This window comes from bacterium (genome assembly GCA_024742285.1).
Classification (GTDB): Bacteria; Myxococcota_A; UBA9160; order UBA9160; family UBA4427; genus UBA4427.
In genome coordinates, this window is record JANSYR010000007.1 from 90862 (window position 1) to 111792 (window position 20931).

The following is a 20931-nucleotide window of genomic DNA, read 5'->3' on the forward strand; positions in this document are numbered from 1 at the left end:
TAGTTTCCGGTTCCGCTTGCCGATGAAGCGCACATGGACGACTCGTTCACGCTCCCCGGATGGGCCCGGCAGGCCCTGATCGGCGCCGGCGCCTTCGTGCTCGGCGGGCTGATCGCGTTCGGCTACTCGTGGCGACCGCTCCACGGGGCGCTGACCTGGAAGGTCGCCGCGCTCGAGGAGAAGCTCGACGCGCGCAACCTCGAGAACCTGAAGCTCGCCGACGAGCTCGCCCGCCTGCGCAGCCAGGAGGAGGAGCGCGTCGACCCCGAGGCCTTCGAGGAGGCTCGGACCTCCCTCGCGAAGACCGAGGCCGCCCTGGCCCAGGCCGAGAAGGACCTCGCCCGGGCCGAGCGCAAGCGCAAGGACGCGAACGCCAGCTCCAGGACGTGGCGGAAGCGCTACGAAACCCTGCGGGACGAGACGAACCGAGCGCCGATTCCGGCCGCACCGGCCCCTGCGCCTGCCGCTTCCGGGGCGCCCGCGGCGCCCGCCGCATCGGAAGCGCCCATTGCGCCGGCCGCCGCAGATTCCGCCGCGACGGCATCGCCCGCCGCTCCGCAACCCGCCATCCTTGGCGACGGGAACGGCCCGGGCGAAGCCACGCCCTAGCGAGACGCATCCAGGGGCCGCGGATCGGGAGCTGCTTCATGTCCGTCCACGCCGAGTTCGGCCGCGCCCTCGAGAACCTGCGCGCGGCGGTCGAGATGCTGCCCCCGGACCAGGCGAGCGCCCACCTCGAGGCCCTCGCCCAGGCGCGCGCCTCGGCCCAGCCCGACCTGTCGAGCGCGGCCCGGGTCGCCCTGCAGGCCCTGGAGGACCTCGACGGCGTCCACGGGTCCGGAGACCGCCTGTCCGAGCTGGCGGCACATCTCGACGCCCACTGCCGCGCGATCCTCGGTCTACCGCGCGACTGACCCGCATCCCGCTGGCAGGACGGGGCGCCAAGCCCCTTTCCGCGCGAAAGGCGCAGGCCCGCAATGTTACAATCCGGCCCCTGATTCCGACCGCTCGAGCCGCTTCCCCCATGCCGTCCCCCCTGCCCTCCGCCGCGCCGCGCTGCCTGCCCCGTCGCCTCCGCGACGGGCGGCGTGCGCTCGGGGGGGTCCTGGGCGTGGTCGGGGGCGCGGTCCTGGGCGTCGTGCTGATCGCGGCTCAGGCGGGTGCGGTCCTGATCGCGACGGGAGACGGGACGGGCAACACCACGCCGCCCTCCGGCGATCCGGGATTCGGGAACGTCGGCGTGACGGATACTTCGCTCTCGGCCGTCTACGTGCGCAACGGCTGGGTCCTCACGGCGAACCACGTCGGCGAGCGGCCCGTGACCTTCGCGGGCGTCACCTACGCTCCGATCGCGGGGTCGAGCGTCCGATTCCGGAACCCGGACGAGACCCTCGCCGATCTGCGGGCCTTCAAGCTCCAGTCGCGCCCGCCGCTCCCGGATCTCGCGATCGCAGATCAGGCGCCCACGGTCAACCAGCTCGTGACGATGATCGGCCACGGTCGCGATCGTGGCGCGGCAACGACGTTCATGGACATCGACGGTTGGGTATGGCTCGGCTCGCGTTCGGTCCGGTGGGGCACCAACCGCATCAGCGACGTCGACCTGGTCAATCTGAACACCCGGTCCTACGCGACGAGCTTCGACGATCTCAACCGTCCCCCGTCCGGCCAGCACGAAGCGGACATCGTGAACGGCGACTCCGGCGGCGCCGCCTTCGTCGGCTCGGGCTCGAGTGCCGAGCTCGCCGGGATCCTCTTCGCTCGCGCCGCGTTCCTCGACCAGCCGTCGGGCACGTCCATCTACGGCAACCTCGGCCTGATCGCCGATCTCTTCGCCTACCGGAGCGACATCGTCGCCGTCATCGATCAGCCCGACTGCGACGACGGCCTCGACGACGACGGCGACGGCCTGGTCGACTACCCGGCGGATCCCGGCTGCTCGAGTCCGACCGACGACAGCGAGCGCGAGCCGACCCTCGCCTGCGACAACGAGCTCGACGACGACGGCGACGGGACGATCGACCTTCTCGATCCCGGCTGCGCGTCCCCGGGCGATCCCGACGAACGCGGCCCACTCTACGAGTGCGACAACGGAGCGGACGACGACCTGAACGGCTCCGCCGACTTCCCGGACGACCCGGGCTGCCTCCACCCGGAGAACCTCTACGAGCTGCCGGAGCCGGGGTTCGGCCTGCCCCTCGCCTTCGGCGCGCTCTCCCTGGCCGCCCTCTCCCCTGCCGCGAGAAGGCGACGCGCCGAGCGCTACTGGAGCAGATCCACGCGATAGTTGCCGCGTCGCTCGTCGTACTCGAGCTTCACGGCGCCCTCGCGCTCCGCGTCCTGGAGCAGCTCGGCGAAGTTGCGATAGCCGGCGCTCGTCTCGTCGAAGTCCGGGTGCACGCGCTTGAGCGCCTGCTTGATCATCGAGCCCCAGACGGCGTCGTGGTCCTTCGACAGGTTCTCGAGCACGTCGAGCATGTGATCGATCGCGTCCGCCCCGTCGTCGTTGATGGGATTGTCCGACTTCGACTTCGAAGCGGCCTTCGTCTTCGACGCCTTCTTCTTGGCGGGCTTCGCCTTCTGCTTCTCCGCGCGCTTGCCCGCCTTCGCGTCCGCAGCCTTCGCGAGATCGTCGTAGTAGAGGAACTCGTCACAGCTCCCCATCAGCAGGCCGGACGTCGAGTTCTTGACGCCGCAGCCGATGACGCGCTTGTGATTCTCCTTGAGCTTCGAGACCAGCGGCGAGAAGTCGCTGTCGCCGGTCAGGAGCGCGAAGACCTCGATGTGCTCCTTCGAGTAACAGAGGTCGAGCGCGTCCACGACCATCCGGATGTCCGCGCTGTTCTTGCCGCTCATCTTGGAGCGCGGGATGTCGATCAGCTCGATGCCGCGCGCGTGGAAGTCGCGGACGTCGCTTCGGTACTGGCTCCAGTCGCAGTAGGCGCGCTTGTAGACGATGCGGCCCTTCTCGAGCAGACGCTTCAGGATCAGGTCGATGTCGAGATTCCGCCACTTCGAGTCGCGGGCACCGAGGGCGAGGTTCTCGTAGTCGACGAAGACGGCGATCAACGGTTCTTCGGACATGGGTCTCTTTCGTAGCGCGCGAGGCGGAGGCGCCTCGGCCGCGCGGTTCTCTCAGGGGCCGGTCGGCTCGCCCAGGACGAGGCGCCAGACGGCCACTTCGCCCTGCTCGTCGAGCTCGCCCTCGAGGACGTGGGGAGAGTCGGCCATCGGAGCCAGGAATGCTCGCCGCGGACGACTTCGGGCGGAGAATTCCCACCCGCCCGCTTCTCGCGGCCATCCCTCGAGCACCACGATCCCGTCGTCGTCGAAATACGAGACGAGGATCTGCTCGCCGTCGATCCAGACCTCGGCGTCGTCGCACTCGAAGGCTTCGGTCTCGCCGAAGGACGCGACCAAGACCGCGCAGGCGGGGTGATGGACGCGACTCACGAGGCCGGTTCCGCCGAAGCGTTCAGCGGCACCCGCTGATCCCGCCGTCGACCGGGATCACGGTCCCGCTCACGTACTGGCCCGCGCGGGACGCGAGGAAGATCGCGATGCCGGCCATGTCTTCGGGATTCCCGATCCGACCGAGCGGCACCATCTTGTTGATCGCGTCGCCGGCGTTCTCGAGGGTCGCCTTCATCATGCGGCTCTGGAAGGGACCGGGCGCGACCGCATTGACCGTGATCTTCTTCGACGAGAGCTTCTTCGCGAGGACCCTCGACAGGTGATGGACCGCGGCCTTGCTCGCCGAGTAGGAGAAGGTCTCGAGCGCGGGGACGGTCAGGCCGTCGATCGAACCGATGTTGATCACGCGAGACGGATCATCGTGGGTCGCCGCCGCTTCGAGGGCATTCGTGAGCCGACGGGTCAACGAGAAGACGCCCTTCACGTTCACGTTCAGCACCCGGTCCCAGGCGGATTCGGGGAAGGTTTCGAAGGGCTCGCCCCAGTTGGCGCCCGCGTTGTTCACGAGGATGTCGAGCTTCCCGTTCTCCCGGGCTTCGATCTCGTCGCCGAGGGCGTTGCAGCCTTCTTCGGTCGAGAGATCCGCGACGATCGCGGTCACGTCGCCACCGTCGCCGAGCTCGGCGATCCGCGCCTGGAGCTCCGCCTCCTTGCGGGAGGCGATGTAGACCTTCACGCCGGCGCGGGCGTAGCCCTCGGCGATCATCCAACCGATCCCGCTGCCCCCGCCGGTCACGAGCGCCACCTTGCCTTCGATCGAGAACAGGTCGGAAACATTCACATTCACGGTCACGGGCAATCTCCTTCACAGCGGCCGCCGGTCGGTCGGCGAGTATAGGTAGGACCGGCCGAGGTGCCGGTGGACGGCAGTCGGCGAGGGGCCCGCCCTCGTCGGTCGGAGCGTTCCGCCGCGGCGGGGCTTCACGCCGAGGGGCGCGCACGGTAGCCTCCGGGCGCGATGTCCGACGCTGCAGCCGAATCCGGGGGGCTCCTGCCCGGCCGAGCCACCCTCGCCGGCACCCGGCGCTACGTCGACCGGATCACGGCCCGACGCCGCGAAGCGGGCCGGCCGACGGCGGAGGATCACTTCGCGCGACCCGACGAGCTCTGGCTCTCCTCGCTCTCCCTCGGCACGCTCCGCGGGGATCCCGGCGGAATCGACGACCTGCTCTATCGCAGCGTCGTCGGGGATCTCCTCGAAGGCGGCGTCAACGTCTTCAACACGGCGCTCTCCGACCGGATGCAGACCAGCGAGCGGGCGATCGGCCATGCCCTCCGCCGCGCGATCGCCGAAGGCGTCGCAGCGCGGGACGAGGTCGTCGTGGTCACCAAGGGCGGCGCGCTCACCCCGGAGCCCGAACGCGCCGGCAGCTACACGTCCGCCCAACGCGACCTCTACAGCACCTACATCGACAGCGGCATCGTCTCGCCCGACGACGTCTACCGAGGCCACTCGATCGACCCGGGCTTCCTCCTCGACCAGATCGAACGCAGTCGGCGCAACCTCGGGCTCGAGATCCTCGACTACTACCTGATCCAGGAGCCCGAGGTCCATCTCAAGGATCGCGGCGTCGATGGCTTCGGGGACGCGCTCAAGGCGGCCTTCGAAGCCCTCGAAGAGGCGGTCTCGCGCGGCTGGATCGGCGCGTACGGCCTGTGTACGTGGGAGGGCTTCCTCGTCCCCGACACCGACCGGAACCACCTCGGAATCGTCGAGGTGTTCGAGGCGGCCCTCGACGTCGGCCAGTCCGACCACCACCTGCGCGCGATCCAGCTCCCCTACGGCCTCGCCATGGGCGAAGGCGTCGCCCTCGACAGCCAGCTCGGCCCCGATGGCCACAGCCGCGCGATCCTCGACAGCCTGCGCGAAACCGGGACCGCCGTCTTCGCGAGCGCGCCGCTCTACGGCGGCCGACTGATCGGACGCGTGCCCGAGTTCGTGATGCGCGCGCTACCCGAAACGCCGGGGCAGGCGCTGTCGGCGCTGCAGTTCGCCCGGAGCACCGCCAACGTCACCTCGGTGGTCGTCGGCATGCGCGAAGCGGCCCACGTGGAAGAGAATCTGCAGCTGGTCGGCATCCCGCGTGCGGATCCGCGCATCCCCGCGGAGCTCTTCGCCGTGGCCGCCCGCGGTCGCGACGCGTTGGCGTAGTCCGGCCAGCGGCGGGCCGAGACGTCGGCCGAACGGCCACGTGCGCCGCGATCCCCTAGAATCGGGCCATGGCGAAAGAAGGCACCGGCGAGGTCACCGGCCTCCTGCGCGTCGCGGGCGAAGACGCGAACATGGCCGACCGACTCTGGGAGCTCGTCTACCCGGAGCTCCGGCGACGTGCCGCGAATCTCGTCCGGAACGAGCGAAGCGACCACACGCTCTCCGCGACCGCCGTCGTGAACGAAGCGTTCGTGCGCCTATCGACGCGCATGGCGCACGAGTGGGAGGACCGCTCCCACTTCTACAACACGGCGTCGGGGATCATGCGCCACGTCCTGATCGACCACGCCCGGAGCCACCGCGCGGACAAGCGCGGCGGCGGCGCGGCGAAGCAGGAGCTCGACGAGTCGGTCTTTCCATCGGTTCAGGCGGACGACGAGGGCTTCCAGATCGCCGAGCGCGCCCTCGAGCGGCTCGCCGAGGAGCACGAACGCGCGGCCCTCGTCGTCACGCTCAAGGTCTTCGGCGGCCTGACGATCCCGGAGATCGCCGCCGAAGTGAAGGTCGCCGAGCGCACCGTCAAGAACGACTGGGCGCTCGCTAGAGACCTTCTCGGAGAGTTTCTGTCGCAGTAGTCGGCGCTGCGCGCCTCTCGACGGCGCCCTTGGCGGCGCCGTCTTGCGCTGAGGGCTCGGGCTCGCGATCCGAAACGGCTCAGGCGATCGCCTGGATGCCGTGCTCTTCGAGGCGGGCCTCCATCGCGCGGCGGGTGCGGAACAGGCTGATCTTGACCGCCTGGTTCGACTTGCCGAGCTCCTCGGCGATCGCCTTCGTGGGGCGACCGTCGCCGTAGTAGAGGTCGAAGATCTCGCGCTGGGCGTCGGACACGTCCTCGTCGAGGGCGTCCGCGCAGACCTCGAGCATCCGCGCCGCTTCGACCCGGCGATCCGAAGGCGCTTCGGGCGCGACCGGGGGCTGCGCCTCGAGCTGCTCCATCGGCACGCCGATCGGCGTCTTCTTGCGGAACCGGCGGCAGAGCTGGTGATGAGCGATGCCGAACATCCAGGTCAGGAGCGCGGAACGCCCCTCCCAGGAGCCCAGGCACTTGTGGACCTCGAGGAAGACGTCCTGCACGACGTCCTCGGCTTCCGTCGCGTCGCCCAGGCGCTTGACCGCGAAGCGGTAGAGTCGCTGGTGATAGAGCGCGTAGAGACGATCGAAGGCGTCGGCGGAGCCTGCGAGGATCTCGCGCACGAGCTCCTGATCCTGACGGCGGCGCTCGGCGACGGCGGGATCGACCGGACGGCCCGTGGCGAAGGACAGGACCGGCGCGGCGGCGCCCTCCGGTCGCGAAACGTTCGAGGCAGGGGCGGGGCTCAGGGTCGAAACGGTCATCGGTCACTCCTTCCGGTTTCCGGCGCGGGCGGCTCGCGCACCGCGCTCTTGTCCTGGAAGGCGGAACCGATTCGGCGATCGGGCAACGCGCAGGCCACTTTTCCGGGTTTTCCCGTCAGGAACGATTCACGGTATTGCCCGCGGGGCATTCCGGATGAAAACCCGCAGATCGGCCCTCAAGGGAATCCCCTCGTCGGGACGATGATCCCCGGTGGCAGCCGTCTCGAAGAAGACGCGCGTTCCAATCCTCGAGGGATTTCCAATGTCCGACCCCAGAATGACCGGCCTCTCGCTGATGGGCCTCTCGATCGCCGCTTTTCTCGGATCGACGTCCGAGATGCTCCCGTCCGCCACGTTCTTTCCGGCGCTGGCAGTGTTCGTGCTCGGTGCGATCAAGTTCATGCGCGCCAACAGCGCCGAGATGGCCAAGGCCGAGAAGCGCGTCGAGCGGAAGATGAATCCCACCCTGCGCAAGAACCGACAGGCCCAGGCCCACGCGGAGCGGCTGGCCGCGCGGCAGGGCCACGCGCTGAGCTCCCTCAACGCCATCGACGACGTCGATGCGGAGTCGGCCGCGCGTCTGGCCTCGGGCCAGAGCCCCACGCAGACACCGGGCGGCGACGCGATCGAGATCGGCGAAGACGAAGCCGACCTCGTCGTGACCACCGACGTCTCGTTCCCCGTCGAGGTGCAGGCCGGCGATGCGCTGGCGGATCAGCTGAAGAAGCTGAGCCAGTTGATGGCGCAGGGCGTGCTGACGGAAGAGGAATACGCGGTCGCGAAGGCGAAGCTGCTCGACTGAGCGCCGCGATCGGCGGGATCTGAAACGCTCCGTTTCCGGACACGGCGGCCAGTCATGCTAGGGTCCGGCGATGCGACCGAGCGCGGCCCCCGACCGAAGCCTCGACATCGATTGGATCGAGGTGCCTCCAGGGAACGACCAGCTCGACTTCGGGAGCGCCGTCCGCGACGGCCTGAGCGGCCCCGCGAAGTCCCTGCCGAGCCAGTTCTTCTACGACGCAGAGGGCTCGCGCCTCTTCGAGGAGATCTGCGATCTCCCCGAGTACTACCTCACACGGGCGGAGGCGGAGATCCTCGAGCGCGCCGCGCCCTCGATCGCGGCGCGGCATCCCCGGATCGAGACGATCGTCGAGCTGGGCAGTGGAAGCGCGATCAAAACCGAGTTCCTGCTGCGGGCCTTCCTCGAGACCCGCGACGACCTCTGCTACGCGCCGATCGACGTCTCCCGCGCCGCGCTCGAAGAGAGCATCGAGCGACTCGAGCGTGACCACGAGGACCTCGAGATCCGCCCGGCCCTCGCCGAGTACGAAGCAGGGCTGGCCGAGCTGCGCGCGCTCGACCTCGGCCCGACCCTGACGCTCTGGCTCGGTTCCTCGATCGGCAATCTGACCAAGACCGACGCGGCGGCGTTCGTCACGCGGGTCGCGAGGGACATGCAGCCCGACGATCGACTTCTCGTCGGGATCGACCTGCGCAAGGATCGCGCGACCCTCGAGGCCGCCTACGACGACGCCGCAGGCATCACCGCGCGCTTCGACCTGAATCTCCTGGCCCGCATCAATCGCGAGCTCGGGGCCGACTTCGACCTCGACGCGTTCCGGCACGTCGTCCACTACGACGAGGATTCCGGCGCCGTGAAGAGCTTCCTCGAGAGCCGGACCGACCAGCAGGTCGAGATCCCCGGCGCCGACCTGGCGGTTCCGTTCCAGGCGGGTGAACGGATCCACACCGAGGACTCGCACAAGTACGGCCCCGACGAGATCCGGGCCCTCGCGGAGACGGCGGGCCTGCGCGTCGAGGAGCAGATCCGCGACGCGGCGGGTCGCTTCACGGTCAGCATCTTCGCCTGCGCCTGACCGCGGCCGGCTCCACCGAGCCTGCCCAACCCTGGCCGACGCCGACCCTCGGAGCCCCTGCGCCTGCTCCGGGCGCGACGGCGACCCCAGAACGAAAAAACCCGGAACACCCACAAGGAGTGTCCCGGGCATCCCTGGGAAGGGGAATTCGGCTTTTGTATTAAGGAAGTGGGCGCTCCCCGCGCGACGTGTCACGGAATTTCACGCGCCCGTGCATTTTTTCGGGTTCTCGTACCGTTTCGCGCCGAAGACGACACGCGAGCGCAGATCAAACGCAGTTTCGGCGTATCCCTGAGGCAACCCGACCCCCTTCCGACGCCCCGTCAGATCGGCAGCCCAGGGGCCGAAGAGCACCCCCGACATGCGCGCCAGCGGAAGCTCCCTCGCCAAGCGCCCGAAGGCCCCGGACCAACACAAGCCCAGAACCCGCCAAGCGCCCGAAGGCCCCGGAACAGCAGAAGCCCGGAACCCGCCGAGCGCCCGCAGGCGACGATCTCAGTGGGCGTCCCGCCAATTCGGCCCGAAGCCGACATCCACCGTGAGCGGCACCGAGAGCTCGGCGACCTGCTCCATCCGGTCCGTGACCAGCGCCGTCAGCGCCTCCCGCTCGTCCTCGGTCGTCTCGAATACGAGCTCGTCGTGGACCTGCATGATCATCGTGGCCGAGAGCGCCGACGCATCGAGGGCCTGGTCGACGTCGACCATCGCCTTCTTGATGAGGTCCGCCGCGGTGCCCTGGATGACCGTGTTGGTCGCCATCCGCTCCGCCGCCTGGCGCAACACCCGGTTCCGCGAGGAGAGGTCCGGGAGATATCGGCGCCGTCCCATCCACGTGCGGACGAAGCCGTCCTTCTTCGCCTGCTCCTTGGTCTCGTCGAGGAAGCGACGGACCCCCGCATAGCGCTCGAAGTAGGCGTCGATCGTTTCCTGTGCCTCGCCGGCAGCGATGCCGAGCTGCTGTGACAGGCCGAAGGCGGAGGATCCGTAGATGATCCCGAAGTTCACGGCCTTGGCGCGGGCACGCTGGTCGTCGTCGACGTCCTCGAGAGCGATGCCCGCGACTTCGGCCGCCGTGCGGCGATGGATATCGTCGCCGTTCCTGAAGGCATCGATCAGCGAGTCGTCTCCGGAATAGTGGGCCACGATCCGCAGCTCGACCTGGGAGTAGTCCGCGGCCAGCAGCACCCGCCCCTCCGCCGGCACGAAGGCCTCGCGGATGCGCGCGCCCTCGCTCCCGCGGATCGGGATGTTCTGCACGTTCGGGTTCGAGGCCGACAGCCGACCGGTCGCCGCGCCGAGCTGGTGGAAGCTCGGATGGATCCGACCCGTCGTCTCGTCGACCAGCGGCGGCAGCGCGTCGATGTAGGTGCTCTTCAGCTTGGCGAGCTTGCGCCAGGCGAGGATCCGTCCGGGCAGCTCGTGGTGCTCCTGAAGCTGCTCGAGCACGCTCTCCGCGGTCGAGTACCCGGTCTTCGTCTTCTTCAGGATCGGAAGCCCGAGCTTCTCGAAGAGGATCACCGAGAGTTGCTTCGGACTCGAGATCAGGAACTCCTCTCCCGCCAGCGCGTGGATCTCCTTCTCGATCCGAGCGAGCTCGCCCTCGTACTCCGTCGACAGATGGGCGAGGTGGTCCTCGTCGATCCGGACCCCCGCGCGCTCCATCTTCGAGAGCACCGCCGTCAGCGGGATCTCGACCTCGGTGAAGAGCGAGGTGAGCTCGTCCGCCTCGAGGCGTTCGCGAAGCACGTCGCCGAGGGCGAGGATCGCGGCGGCCTGCTCGCCCGCCCAGGCCCCGACGGCCTCGACACCGAGATCCTCCACCGACTTCGCCTTGGCGCCGCGCCCGGCGAGCTCCTCCCAGGACGCCACGGTCCGGCCCAGGTGCTCGATCGCGAGCGGCGTCAGCTGGTGGGCGCCGGTCGAGACGAGCATGTGGCCCGCGACTTCGACGTCGACCTCCGGGAGCGGCAGCGACACGCCGAGCCCGGCGAAGAGGCTCTGGACCCCCTTCGTGTCGAAGGCCAGCCAGTGCGCAGCCCCGTCGACCACGAGCCGGCGGAGCGCTTCCGCGGCGCCTTCGAGGGGAACGCCGTCGCGGTCGAGGAGTCCGTCACCGGCGATCGCGAGGTAGCTCGCCCGACCGTCCTCCCCGCAGAGCGCGAGCCCCTGCAGTCGGCGCGAGACCGCCGTGCCCTCCGACGTGACGGGGTGGACCGCGATCCGCTCGGCCCCGGCCAGTCCTTCGATCGCGGCTTCGAGCCCCGCTTCGTCGCGCACCAGGGTCGTCTCGACCTCCGCCGCGTCCCCGGCCGTCGCCGCGCCGTCACTCTCTCCGTCGCCTTCCAGGGTATCGAGCAGCCGGGTGAACCCGAGCTTCGTGTAGAGCGTGCGAAGTCGATCCTGATCGGGGGTCTGGACCTCGAGCCCCGTCCAGGCGGCCTCGAGCGACACGTCGTCGCGAAGCGTCGAGAGCTCCCGCGAGAGCCGCGCATCCTCGGCGTGCTCGAGCAGCCCTTCCCGGGCGCGCTTCGCCTTGACCTCCTCGGCGCGCTCGAGGAGCGCATCGAGATCGCCGAACTCGAGGATCAGCTTGGCCGCCCCCTTCTCGCCGATCCCCTTCACGCCGGGGATGTTGTCCGACGGATCGCCGACGAGGGCGCGGACGTCCAGCAGCTTCGCCGGCGGAACGCCGAAGCGCTCCTCGACGGCCTCGGCGTCGATTCGCCGGTTCTTCGCGGTGTCGAGCAGCTCGACACCGGGACGGACGAGCTGCATCAGGTCCTTGTCCGTCGACACGATGCACACCGAGGCGCCCTTCGGCGCGGACGCCACGAGGCTCGCGATCACGTCGTCGGCCTCGAAGTCCGGAACCTCGAGCTGCTTGACGCCGAAGGCCTCGCAGAGATCGGCGACCAGCGGCATCTGCGCGCCGAGGTCTTCGGGCTGCTTGTCCCGCCCGGCCTTGTACTCCGCATAGAGCTTCTTCCGGAAGGAGCCGCCCTTCGGATCGGCCGCGAAGGCCACGTGGGTCGGCTGCTCCTCGCGCAGGACCTTCGCGAGCATCGTCACGAAGCCGTAGGCCGCGTTCGTCGGCGTCCCGTCCGGGGCGCGCAGGTTGGGGATCGCGAAGAACGCGCGATAGATGGCGTTCGCGCCATCGATCACGACCAGTCGGGGGGCGTCTTTGTTCGTCACGCCGCGAGGGTACAGCACTCGCACGGGCCGCGGCGGAAGCGCCGCCTACGCCATCTTGACCAGGGTGCTCTTCTTCTCCTCCGCCGGCGGCGAGAGGGCCACCGCGGAGGGGTCGACGAGGATGCCTCGCATGATCACGTCGACCGCGTGCATGAAGAGCGGCTCGAGCGGGCGGCGACGGATCTTGCGGCGCGCGCGCGTGTTGTCCGACTCGATCAGGCTGTCCGCGACGCTCCAGAGCATCGTCGCGACCTCCCAGGTGTCGCACTCGACGAACTCGCCCCGCTCGACGCCGTAGACGAGCGCACCGTGGATCACGTTGAGATTCCGCTCCCAGAACTCCTCGATCTTCTCGAGGACGTCCTTCGGCAGCTCACCGATCACGCTCTCGTTGTCGACGGCCCAGAAGATCTGGAAGTAGTCCGGATGGTCCATCCAGTGATCGAAGTAGAAGCGCGCGATCGACTGGACCCGTTCGAGACCGGAATCGCCGCGCTCGCCCGCCTCGACCATCAGCTCGAGGAAGATCTCGTAGTTGTTCGTGAGCACGGCGACGTAGAGGTCGGCCTTGCTCTCGAAGTAGCGGTAGAGCGTGCCCTTCGCGACGCCCGCCTTCTCGGCCATCTCGTCGAGATTCGCGCTCATGAAACCGTCGCGGAAGAACACGTCGCGCGCGGCTTCGAGGATCCGCTTCCGGCTCTCCGCCTTCTTCTGATCTCGGGACATGGCCGGATTGTCTCGTTCGAGGGCGAAAATTCAAGCACGAAGCGTTGAATTCGACGCTCATCGGCAGATCCCCGGCAGGGAGTGCGCAAAGCGGGCGCCCCCGGCCCTGCGCGTGCGGCGCTCAGAGCGCGTCTGTGGGATTCCCGCCACTCGCGGCGTGGATCGCCGCCGTCTTCACGTACGTGAGCGTCCGTTCGCGCTGGAGGCGGATCTCGTCTTCCGTGAGCGGTCGGACCTCCTTCGCGGGCACGCCCGCCCAGAGTGTCGCGGCCGGCACGACCTGCCCCGGCCGGACGACGGCCCCCGCGGCGACGAGGGCGTCTTCGCCGACGACCGCCCCGTCGAGCACGATCGCGCCGATCCCGATCAGCGCGCCCTCCCCCACGTGGCAACCGTGGACCACCGCCCGATGGCCCACGGTGATCTCGTCCCCGAGGATCGTCGGGAAGCGATCGGTCGTCACGTGGACGGTCGACTGGTCCTGGAGATTCGTCCGCGCACCGACCCGGATGTGGTGGACGTCGCCGCGCAGGACCGAACCGTAGAAGACGCTCGACTCCGGCCCGATCTCGACGTCGCCCACCACCGACACGCCGGGCGCGATCCAGGCCGAAGGGTCGATCTTCGGAAAGAGGTCGCCGTAGGGACGAAGGATCGCCCCCGGATACCGAACGCTCGCCTCGTCCGCCTCGCTCAATCGATCGTGTCGCTGCCGTCGTAGCGGATCGCGTCGAAGAGGACGGTCTGGATGTAGCGTTCGCCGAAGTCGCAGATGATCGTGACGATCGTCTTGCCGGCGTTCTCGGGTCGCGAGCCGAACTCGATCGCCGCCTTCACGTTCGCGCCGGCGGAGATGCCGCAGAGCAGCCCCTCCTCCTTCGCCAACCGCTGGGCCATCGCCACAGCCTCGTCGTTCGACACCTGGATGACCCCGTCGAGGGCATCGGTCTCGAGCACGTCGGGCACGAATCCAGCCCCGATTCCCTGGATCTTGTGCGGCCCGGGCTGGCCGCCGGAGAGGATCGGGCTGTCCTCGGGCTCCACGGCGATCGCCTGGAACGAGGGCTTCTTCGGCTTGATGTAGCGCGCCACGCCGGTGATCGTCCCGCCGGTCCCGACGCCGGCCACGATCGCGTCGACGGCTCCGTCGGTGTCGTCCCAGATCTCGGGACCCGTCGTGGCGAAGTGGATGTCCGGATTGGCCGGGTTACGGAACTGCTGGGGCATGAACGAGTCCGGGATCCGGTCCGCGATCTCGTTGGCCTTCTCGATCGCGGCCTTCATGCCCTTGGCGCCCTCGGTCAGGACGATCTTCGCGCCGAACGCGCGCATCGTGGCGCGGCGCTCGGGGCTCATCGTGTCGGGCATGACGATCACGACCGGGTACCCCTTGCTCGCCGCGACGAGGGAGAGCGCGATCCCGGTGTTCCCGGAGGTCGGCTCGACGATCGTCGACTTGCCCGGGACCAGGTCCCCGGACCTCTCCGCGGCCTCGATCATCGCGAGACCGATCCGGTCCTTCACGCTGTTGCCCGGGTTCGCCGACTCGAGCTTGCCGAGGATCGTGGCCTGGCAGTCCCCGACGACACGGTTCAGTTTGACCAGCGGAGTCCCGCCGATCAGATCGGACACGGAGGATGCGATGTTCATGGTCTGGTTCTTCCTTCGATGATGGAGACACGGCCGGACGGCCACGAGATCGGGCCGGTTCAGGATACCGCCACGCCGGCTTCGCCGTCAGGGAAGTCATTCGACCCGGGAGGCGTCGGCAACCGGTCCGACGAGCGTCTCGATCAGGACCGTCACGTAGGCTCCGGGAGGCAGGCGACACACCAGGCGAAGCGCCCGCCCACCCTCCTGGGGCTCGATCGCGAGCCCCTCGGGCCGGACCCGGAGCGGTCGCCGCGTTCCCTGCGCCCGGACACCGCGCGGGGGCTTCAGGTCACGCCCGCTCGCGAAGCCGAAGCGCGAGAGCACCTCGGCCTCGAGGGTGGCCGCGTCGTCCCGGGGCTCGCGCATCTTCGTTCCGATGATCGGGCCCGTGGCGCTGATCTCGAAGGCGCGCGCCCGGGCCGCGTCCGTCTCGGGATCGTCCACCCAGAAGAGCCCGCCACTCTCCTCGACCCGCGCCAGGTCGCCTAACATCACCTCGTCGAAGGCGTCCGCGCGCGATTCGAGCACGGCGTTGAAGATCTCGGACTGGAGCGCGGAGACCAGGAAGCGCGCCTTTCGCTTGTCGCGCGGCGCGCGCCCGCCGGCGAGCATCTCCCTCGCTCGCTCGGCGTTGTCCCCGTCGCGGCCGAAGCGCTGCTCGCCGAAGCGATTCGGGATCCCTCTCGCGAGCGCCTCGGCGACGCGCGCCTCGATGGGCGCGAGATCGATCTCGTGGTCCCCGCGCAGCACGATCTCGAAGGCATTCCCGCGCAGGTGCCCCGTCCGCAGCTTGTTTCCGTGGCGCAGGGCCTCGAGGACCTCCGCCCCTTCGAGCGGGAAGTCCCGCGCGGCGTCGGGATCGACGCCTTCGAGGGAGAACCACTGCCGCGTGACGGCGTGGCGGTCCTTGCGCCCGGCGTAGCCGACGTCGCGAGCAGGCACGCCGCTCACGCGCGCGAGATCGCGCGCGACCTGCTCCGTCGTGCGGTCGCGTTTCTCCACGAGGAGGAACGTGTGCTGGCCCTCGCCGGTCGCGGAGTAGAGGGGCTCCTCGACGACCCGGAAATCCTCCGGCGAGGAGCGGATGCGCAGCGGCGGAGGCGACCCCGCCGACGAGGAGTCGCTCACGACGGCGCCAGGCGCTTTCGCCGCGCCGCCTCTTCGACCGGCGCGAAGGAGTGGCGGTGGATCGGACAGGGACCGAAGCGTTCGAGGGCGGCCATGTGCTCTGCGGTGCCGTAGCCCATGTGGCGTTCGAACCCGTAGGCGGGATAGCGCACGCCGAGCACCGCCATCTGCGCGTCGCGGCGCACCTTCGCGACGATCGACGCGGCGGCGATGCTCGCGTCCTTCGAGTCCCCCTTCACGATCGGCGTCTGAGGCACGTCGGCCCCCGGTACCGTCCGTGCGTCCACGAGCAGGTGGTCGACGGGCACGACCCGACCGAGGCTCGCGACGGACCGGCGCATCGCCTCGAGGGCCGCCTGATAGATGCCGCGCTGGTCGATCTCCTCAGGGCCGACCTCCCCGAAGCCGATGCCCACGGCGATCGCTTCGATCTCCTCCGCGAGCCGCTCGCGCCGCGCCTTCGGGACCTTCTTCGAATCGTCGAGGCCCTCGAGGTGCACGTCCCTCGGCAGCACGACCGCCGCCGCGATCACCGGCCCGGCGAGGGGACCGACGCCGACCTCGTCGACCCCGGCGATCCCGCGCGCTCCGGCGGCGGCGAGCTCGTCGCGCAGCGCGAGCAGACGGGCGAGTCGTTCGCGCTCGCCCGCCCGGGTCGCCAGCGTGCGCCGCGCGCGATCCGCGAGCTGCCGCGCGCCGGCGCGGGAATCCGGTTCGAGCTCTTTCAGCAGGAGCTCGAGGGCCTCATCGGACTCCGCGCTCGCGAACGCGGCGCGGAGCTGCGCGAGGGGGCGCGGCGATTCGGACGGGGGCTCTCTCGTGGGCAACGGCGGCGGGCTCCTCGACGCGCTGGCGGGCATCGTGCGGCGGGGCCTTCGCAGCCCCTGCGGAGTCTCCCGCGGAACGCGGCGGGCCGCTACTCGTCTACTCGCCTTCGTCGAGCTTCCGCTCGAGGCGGCGGACGCGCTTGATCAGCTCGGGCAGTCGCTTGAGGGCGGCGACCGTGCGATGCCAGCCGCGCTCTTCCATCGCCGGCGCACCGAAGAGTCGCGCGCCGGGCGCGACGTCGTGATGGACGCCCGTGTTCGCGGCGAGGAAGGCCCCCTCGCCGATCGTCAGGTGGCCGGTCGTCGCACAGCGCGCCATCAGGATCGCGCGGTTCCCGACGACGGTATTGCCCGAGAGGCCGGTCTGGGCCGCGATCAGGACATCCTCGCCGATGTCGCAGTTGTGGGCGATCTGGACCTGGTTGTCGATCTTCGCGCCCCGGCGGATCCGGGTCTCGTCGAGGGTCGCCCGATCGACGGTCGTGTGCGCCCCGATCTCGACGTCGTCTTCGAGGACGACGCGCCCGCGCTGGGCCATCGCGACCGGCCGCCCGTCGGCGTCGGGCACGTACCCGAACCCGTCGCCCCCGAGCACGACCCCGGGCTGGAGCACCACGCGATCGCCGACCCGCGTGCCCTCGCGCAGGATCGCCCCGGGGTGGATCCAGCCGTCCTCTCCGACGCGCACGTCCTGGACGAGCACGGCTCCGGACGACACGACGGTCCGGGCGCCGACCTGGCAATCCGGGCCGATTCGCGCACCGGGCGCGATCGAAGCCGTGGGATCGACCTGGGCCGTCGGCTCGACGTGGGCGCCCTCGGCGATTCCCTCCGCCGGTCGCCATCGCGGCGCGAAGGCCTCGACCAGGCGCGAGAAGTCCGCCGCCGGCTGGTCCGAGCGGATCGTGGGACGGCCGGCGGTGTCGATGCCCGCCGGCGCGAGCACCGCGCGGGCCGAAGACGCCGCGAGGCCCGCCGCGAGGCCGGCGTCCCGCACGAAGACCAGCTCGTCGGCCTTCGCCTGCAGGAGCGATGCGAATCCGGCGACCTCGGCCCCGCCGTCGCCCTCGAACGAGGCCTCGAGGAACGAGGCCAGCTCGGAAACGGAGCGGGGCCGCGGCGCGCGGGGCACGTGCGGGCGTTACCGCGCGAGCAGCACGGACACCGGCGAAGTCCGCGACACCGAGGCGGCGTTGCTCCCGAGGAAGTAGTCGGTGATCCGGTTGCGGCCGTAGGCGCCCATCACGACCAGGCTCGCGCGGACCTCCTTGGCCGTATCGACGATCTTCACGTCCGGTCGGCCCAGGGTGCTGCTCGTCTCGCGCACCGGGACGTTCAGTCCGCCCACCAATTGTCGGACCTCGTCGAAGCGGGCCACGGCGCGGCCCTTGTCCTTCGAGTCGACGAAGACGTGGACCGCCTCGTTCAGACCGTTCGCCAGGGTCACCGCGAGCTTCGCCGCGATCCGGGAGCCCGGCGAGCCGTCGAAGCCCAGCACGAGCGGGCCGGTCAGCGGCGCGCCGCCGGGCACGAGGATGGTCGGCTTGCCCGTCTTGCGGAGGACCGAATCGACGGTCGAGCCGATCAGCGCCCCGCGATCGCCGGCGCGGGTGCCGCTCCGGCCGATGACCAGCAGGTCGGCGCCCTGGACCTTGTCGACGATCCGATCGTCGGGCGAACCCTGGAGCACTTCGCAGCTCGCCTCGAGGCCTTCGCCGCGCGCGCGCTCACCGAAGCGGCGGGCAACGGCCTCGACGCGGGCGCGGTAGTACGCCGTCAGGTCGGCCTCCGGGAAGGGCGGCAGCGCGAGACCGTCCGCACTCGGCGCGCGCACCAGGCGCTCGTCGAGCACCGAGACGCCGGAAAGTCGGGCGCCGAGCCGCGACGCGAGCCCCATCGCCGTCTGTTCCGCGGCACTCGCATCGTCCGAGCCGTCGGTGGCCACCAGAATCGTCTCGATCATGTCGTCTCGCTCCGGAGAAAGACCGCTCGAATCCGAGGGTCCCTCGTGGGAAGGGTGTACCCGCAGGATCGGCCGATTCGCCCCGAAGGTGAAGTCCTTCGGGGAACGGCTGACGGAGGCGGAGGGTAGAGAATCCCCGAGGGTGCGGCAAATCCGCCGAAATCCGGGCGGATCGGACCCCTTTTCCACGAACGGTGGTTGGAAACGGGCCTGGGGAGCTCGGCCATGGCTCGCTTTCTCGAAATCGCCGCCCGGGATACCGTCCGGCGCGTGCCCACCGAAGTCGCCTCCGTCGCCCGCCTCGACCTGCCGAGCGCTCGCAAGGCCTGGGGCCTCCAGACACCGGGTCTCGCGCTCTCCCTGGGCGGGACCCACGCGCCGGACCAGGCTGCGAGCCACCGGGGCTGGGTGGATCTGGCCGAGGCCCTGGGCCTCCACTCGGTCTGGCTTCCCGAGATGCATTTCCAGCCCGGCGTCTGCCCCGCCCCCCTCGTCGAGCTCGCCGGCTACGCCTCTCGGACCCGGCGACTGCGCTTCGGCACGACTTCGCTCCTGCTCCCGCTGCATCCGCCGGAGAAGATCGCCGCCGAGATCGCGAGCCTCGACCAGCTCTCGGGCGGGCGGCTCCTGATCGGTCTGGGGCGCGGGTTCCAGAAGCCGATGCTCGAAGCCTTCGGCGTCCCGCCGGCCGAGAAGCGCGACCGCTTCGACGAGGCCCTCGACCGGATCCTCGAGCTCTGGCGCGACCACAACGCCCGCGACCGACGAACGCCGCTCCAGACCGCCCAGCGTCCCCATCCGCCGCTCGCGGTCGCCGCCTTCGGACCCAAGGGACTCGCCCAGGCCGCTCGGCGCGCCCTCCCCTACCTGGCCTCGCCGGTCGAGACCTTCGATCAGATCGCCGCCAACCAGGCGCGCCACCGCGAGGGCCTCCCCGACCCGAGCCACGAGGTCCTCAAGCTGGCGCTCCGCACGGTCTTCGTCCACGAGGATCCCGACGTCGTCGACGCCGCCCGCGCTTCCCTCGAGACGGAGATGATCGGGCGGCGCAAGGGCATGCCGAAGGCGGTCGACGAGGCCATGGACGCGCCCCTCGATCACCGAGCGATCGTGGGGACACCCGACGACGTCCGCGAACGCCTGACCGGGATCCAGCGCCAGCTCGACCTCGACCTGCTCGTGGCACGCCCGCAGCTCGCGAAGATCGATCGCAAGGACGCGGAGCGCTCACTGCGCCTGCTCGCCGACGAAGTCTGGCCCGCCGTCCTCGAAGCGACGCCGCGCTAGGACACGGGCCCGGCCCGCCCCGCCGAGCGTCCGCCGGCGGCGGGTCAGCCGCCCTGTTCTTCGCGCGTGAACGTCACGAAGGCCATGCTCGGCCGCTTCGAAGAGTCCCGCATCGCGAACTGCATCCCGTCGAAGGTCCAGCCCTCGGCGGTCCACTCGTTCAGCGTCTTCTCGATCTCTTCGTCGGTGACCATCCCGATCTCGACGACCTTGTAGCGAAGCGACACGCCATCCCCCCGAATTCGTGTTCCAGACGAGCTCTCGCGGCCGGATCCGGCTAGAGCTTCTCCGCGACGTCCGCGGCCGCGTAGGTCAGGATCAGGTCGGCGCCGGCCCGCTTCATGGCGATCAACGCCTCTTCCATCGCCCGGTCCGCATCGATCCATCCGCGCTCACCCGCGGCCTTGATCATCGAGTACTCCCCCGACACGTGATAGGCCGCGAGCGGGACGTCGAACTCCCGCCGCGCGTCCGCCAGGATGTCGAGGTACGCCATCGCCGGCTTGACCATCAGCATGTCGGCGCCTTCCTCGAGGTCGAGGCGCATCTCGCGCATCGCCTCCCGCCGGTTCGGCGGATCCATCTGGTAGGCGCGGCGATCGCCGAAGGCCGGCGTACTCTCCGCGGCGTCGCGGAAGGGGCCGTAGTAGGCGCTCGCGTATTTCGCCGCGTAGGACAGGATCGCGACCTGATCGAATCCCTCGGCATCGAGGGCGGTCCGGATCGCCGCGACGCGTCCGTCCATCATGTCCGAGGGCGCGACGATCGACGCCCCCGCCCGCGCGTGGGAGACGGCCGTCGCCGCCAGCCGCTCGACCGACGGGTCGTTCTCGACGTCCTCGCCGTCGAGCAGCCCGCAATGGCCGTGGTCCGCGTACTCGCAGAGGCAGACGTCGGTGATCACGACGAGATCCGGGACCGCGTCGGCGATCGCGCGGGTCGCCCGCTGGACGATGCCGTCCTCGGCGTCGGCGCCGGAGCCCCGCGCGTCCTTCTCCGCCGGGATCCCGAAGAGGATCACGCCCGGAATCCCGAGGTCCGCGACCCGCTTCGCCTCGAGCACCACCTGATCGACGGAGAAGCGTTCGACGCCGGGCATCGAGACGATCGACTCGCGCACGCCCGTCCCCTCGACGACGAAGAGCGGCAGGATCAGGTCTTCCCGGGCCAGCCGCGTCTCCCGGACCATCCCGCGGAGGGTCTCGTTGCGTCGCAACCGGCGCATGCGCGTGACGGGGTGGGCCACCGTGGGCT

22 protein-coding genes are annotated in these 20931 nt (G+C 70.0%); 8 read left to right on the top strand and 14 right to left on the bottom strand.

Annotated features, from left to right (window positions below; all coding sequences use genetic code 11):
• Nucleotides 1-33 precede the first annotated feature (33 nt).
• The 3 genes from NXI30_14220 to NXI30_14230 all read left to right on the top strand — a co-directional run bounded on the left by NXI30_14220 (nt 34) and on the right by NXI30_14230 (nt 2287).
• Nucleotides 34-609, top strand: coding sequence for a hypothetical protein (locus NXI30_14220; GenBank protein ID MCR9095372.1), 576 nt, complete (start codon nt 34-36; stop codon nt 607-609).
• A gap of 38 nt (nt 610-647) precedes the next feature.
• Nucleotides 648-914 (top strand): hypothetical protein, encoded by a 267-nt coding sequence (locus NXI30_14225; GenBank protein ID MCR9095373.1) that lies wholly within the window; start codon nt 648-650, stop codon nt 912-914.
• A 110-nt stretch (nt 915-1024) separates the two neighbouring features.
• Nucleotides 1025-2287 (top strand): trypsin-like peptidase domain-containing protein, encoded by a 1263-nt coding sequence (locus NXI30_14230; protein ID MCR9095374.1) that lies wholly within the window; start codon nt 1025-1027, stop codon nt 2285-2287.
• Here the strand turns inward: NXI30_14230 and NXI30_14235 are convergent.
• The 3 genes from NXI30_14235 to NXI30_14245 are packed head-to-tail and all read right to left on the bottom strand — an operon-like array spanning nt 2263 to nt 4267.
• A complete protein-coding gene (locus tag NXI30_14235) occupies nt 2263-3084 on the bottom strand; it encodes an NYN domain-containing protein (protein MCR9095375.1) in 822 nt (273 codons plus the stop codon). The genes NXI30_14230 and NXI30_14235 overlap by 25 nt on opposite strands.
• A 51-nt stretch (nt 3085-3135) precedes the next feature.
• Nucleotides 3136-3453, bottom strand: a complete 318-nt coding sequence (locus NXI30_14240) for a hypothetical protein (GenBank protein ID MCR9095376.1) — start codon at nt 3451-3453, stop codon at nt 3136-3138.
• 22 nt (nt 3454-3475) lie between these two features.
• Complete coding sequence (locus NXI30_14245; GenBank protein ID MCR9095377.1) at nt 3476-4267, bottom strand: SDR family oxidoreductase; 792 nt, start codon at nt 4265-4267, stop codon at nt 3476-3478.
• A 165-nt stretch (nt 4268-4432) separates the two neighbouring features.
• Between NXI30_14245 and NXI30_14250 the strand changes: the two genes are divergently transcribed.
• Nucleotides 4433-5626: an aldo/keto reductase gene (locus tag NXI30_14250; protein ID MCR9095378.1), complete on the top strand. Its 1194-nt coding sequence runs from the start codon at nt 4433-4435 to the stop codon at nt 5624-5626.
• A 68-nt stretch (nt 5627-5694) separates the two neighbouring features.
• Nucleotides 5695-6261: an ECF-type sigma factor gene (locus NXI30_14255; GenBank protein MCR9095379.1), complete on the top strand. Its 567-nt coding sequence runs from the start codon at nt 5695-5697 to the stop codon at nt 6259-6261.
• A 79-nt stretch (nt 6262-6340) separates the two neighbouring features.
• On the opposite strand, the gene NXI30_14260 is transcribed toward NXI30_14255, so the two are convergent.
• A complete protein-coding gene (locus NXI30_14260) occupies nt 6341-7021 on the bottom strand; it encodes an RNA polymerase sigma factor (GenBank protein MCR9095380.1) in 681 nt (226 codons plus the stop codon).
• A gap of 262 nt (nt 7022-7283) precedes the next feature.
• Here NXI30_14260 and NXI30_14265 point away from each other — a divergent pair, with 262 nt between their 5' ends.
• Nucleotides 7284-7823 carry an SHOCT domain-containing protein gene (locus NXI30_14265; GenBank protein ID MCR9095381.1) on the top strand — a complete coding sequence of 180 codons (540 nt, stop codon included), beginning with the start codon at nt 7284-7286 and terminating at the stop codon, nt 7821-7823.
• 70 nt (nt 7824-7893) lie between these two features.
• Nucleotides 7894-8898: an L-histidine N(alpha)-methyltransferase gene (gene egtD, locus NXI30_14270; GenBank protein ID MCR9095382.1), complete on the top strand. Its 1005-nt coding sequence runs from the start codon at nt 7894-7896 to the stop codon at nt 8896-8898.
• 495 nt (nt 8899-9393) lie between these two features.
• Here the strand turns inward: egtD and polA are convergent, their stop codons facing one another.
• The 8 genes from polA to NXI30_14310 form a co-directional block, all read right to left on the bottom strand.
• On the bottom strand, nt 9394-12093 hold the full coding sequence (polA, locus tag NXI30_14275) for a DNA polymerase I (protein MCR9095383.1): 2700 nt from the start codon (nt 12091-12093) through the stop codon (nt 9394-9396).
• 45 nt (nt 12094-12138) lie between these two features.
• On the bottom strand, nt 12139-12819 hold the full coding sequence (locus NXI30_14280) for a TetR/AcrR family transcriptional regulator (protein MCR9095384.1): 681 nt from the start codon (nt 12817-12819) through the stop codon (nt 12139-12141).
• A 121-nt stretch (nt 12820-12940) separates the two neighbouring features.
• A complete protein-coding gene (locus NXI30_14285; GenBank protein MCR9095385.1) occupies nt 12941-13516 on the bottom strand; it encodes a gamma carbonic anhydrase family protein in 576 nt (191 codons plus the stop codon).
• On the bottom strand, nt 13513-14469 hold the full coding sequence (gene cysK, locus NXI30_14290) for a cysteine synthase A (protein MCR9095386.1): 957 nt from the start codon (nt 14467-14469) through the stop codon (nt 13513-13515). The genes NXI30_14285 and cysK overlap by 4 nt, the downstream gene beginning before the upstream one ends.
• A gap of 96 nt (nt 14470-14565) precedes the next feature.
• Nucleotides 14566-15600 (bottom strand): tRNA pseudouridine(13) synthase TruD, encoded by a 1035-nt coding sequence (locus NXI30_14295; GenBank protein ID MCR9095387.1) that lies wholly within the window; start codon nt 15598-15600, stop codon nt 14566-14568.
• Nucleotides 15597-16427 carry a ribonuclease HII gene (locus tag NXI30_14300; protein MCR9095388.1) on the bottom strand — a complete coding sequence of 277 codons (831 nt, stop codon included), beginning with the start codon at nt 16425-16427 and terminating at the stop codon, nt 15597-15599. The genes NXI30_14295 and NXI30_14300 overlap by 4 nt, the downstream gene beginning before the upstream one ends.
• Nucleotides 16428-16524: 97 nt before the next feature.
• Nucleotides 16525-17559: a UDP-3-O-(3-hydroxymyristoyl)glucosamine N-acyltransferase gene (lpxD, locus tag NXI30_14305; GenBank protein ID MCR9095389.1), complete on the bottom strand. Its 1035-nt coding sequence runs from the start codon at nt 17557-17559 to the stop codon at nt 16525-16527.
• Nucleotides 17560-17568: 9 nt separating this feature from the next.
• Nucleotides 17569-18390 (bottom strand): universal stress protein, encoded by an 822-nt coding sequence (locus NXI30_14310; protein MCR9095390.1) that lies wholly within the window; start codon nt 18388-18390, stop codon nt 17569-17571.
• 270 nt (nt 18391-18660) lie between these two features.
• On the opposite strand from NXI30_14310, the gene NXI30_14315 reads away from it, so the two are divergent.
• A complete protein-coding gene (locus NXI30_14315) occupies nt 18661-19677 on the top strand; it encodes an LLM class flavin-dependent oxidoreductase (protein ID MCR9095391.1) in 1017 nt (338 codons plus the stop codon).
• Between the two features lie 44 nt (nt 19678-19721).
• On the opposite strand, the gene NXI30_14320 is transcribed toward NXI30_14315, so the two are convergent.
• Nucleotides 19722-19871: a DUF4177 domain-containing protein gene (locus NXI30_14320; GenBank protein ID MCR9095392.1), complete on the bottom strand. Its 150-nt coding sequence runs from the start codon at nt 19869-19871 to the stop codon at nt 19722-19724.
• An 83-nt stretch (nt 19872-19954) separates the two neighbouring features.
• A complete protein-coding gene (gene hemB / locus NXI30_14325; protein ID MCR9095393.1) occupies nt 19955-20923 on the bottom strand; it encodes a porphobilinogen synthase in 969 nt (322 codons plus the stop codon).
• Nucleotides 20924-20931: the final 8 nt, after the last annotated feature.

Excerpts from the sequence above, each read along its gene's own strand:
- NXI30_14220 (MCR9095372.1), top strand. The coding sequence starts at position 34 with ATGGACGACTCGTTCACGCTCCCCGGATGGGCCCGGCAGGCCCTGATC.
- NXI30_14225 (MCR9095373.1), top strand. The coding sequence starts at position 648 with ATGTCCGTCCACGCCGAGTTCGGCCGCGCCCTCGAGAACCTGCGCGCG.
- NXI30_14230 (MCR9095374.1), top strand. The coding sequence starts at position 1,025 with ATGCCGTCCCCCCTGCCCTCCGCCGCGCCGCGCTGCCTGCCCCGTCGC.
- NXI30_14235 (MCR9095375.1), bottom strand. The coding sequence starts at position 3,084 with ATGTCCGAAGAACCGTTGATCGCCGTCTTCGTCGACTACGAGAACCTC.
- NXI30_14250 (MCR9095378.1), top strand. The coding sequence starts at position 4,433 with ATGTCCGACGCTGCAGCCGAATCCGGGGGGCTCCTGCCCGGCCGAGCC.
- NXI30_14255 (MCR9095379.1), top strand. The coding sequence starts at position 5,695 with ATGGCGAAAGAAGGCACCGGCGAGGTCACCGGCCTCCTGCGCGTCGCG.
- NXI30_14260 (MCR9095380.1), bottom strand. The coding sequence starts at position 7,021 with ATGACCGTTTCGACCCTGAGCCCCGCCCCTGCCTCGAACGTTTCGCGA.
- NXI30_14265 (MCR9095381.1), top strand. The coding sequence starts at position 7,284 with ATGTCCGACCCCAGAATGACCGGCCTCTCGCTGATGGGCCTCTCGATC.
- egtD (MCR9095382.1), top strand. The coding sequence starts at position 7,894 with ATGCGACCGAGCGCGGCCCCCGACCGAAGCCTCGACATCGATTGGATC.
- NXI30_14280 (MCR9095384.1), bottom strand. The coding sequence starts at position 12,819 with ATGTCCCGAGATCAGAAGAAGGCGGAGAGCCGGAAGCGGATCCTCGAA.
- cysK (MCR9095386.1), bottom strand. The coding sequence starts at position 14,469 with ATGAACATCGCATCCTCCGTGTCCGATCTGATCGGCGGGACTCCGCTG.
- NXI30_14310 (MCR9095390.1), bottom strand. The coding sequence starts at position 18,390 with ATGATCGAGACGATTCTGGTGGCCACCGACGGCTCGGACGATGCGAGT.
- NXI30_14320 (MCR9095392.1), bottom strand. The coding sequence starts at position 19,871 with ATGGTCACCGACGAAGAGATCGAGAAGACGCTGAACGAGTGGACCGCC.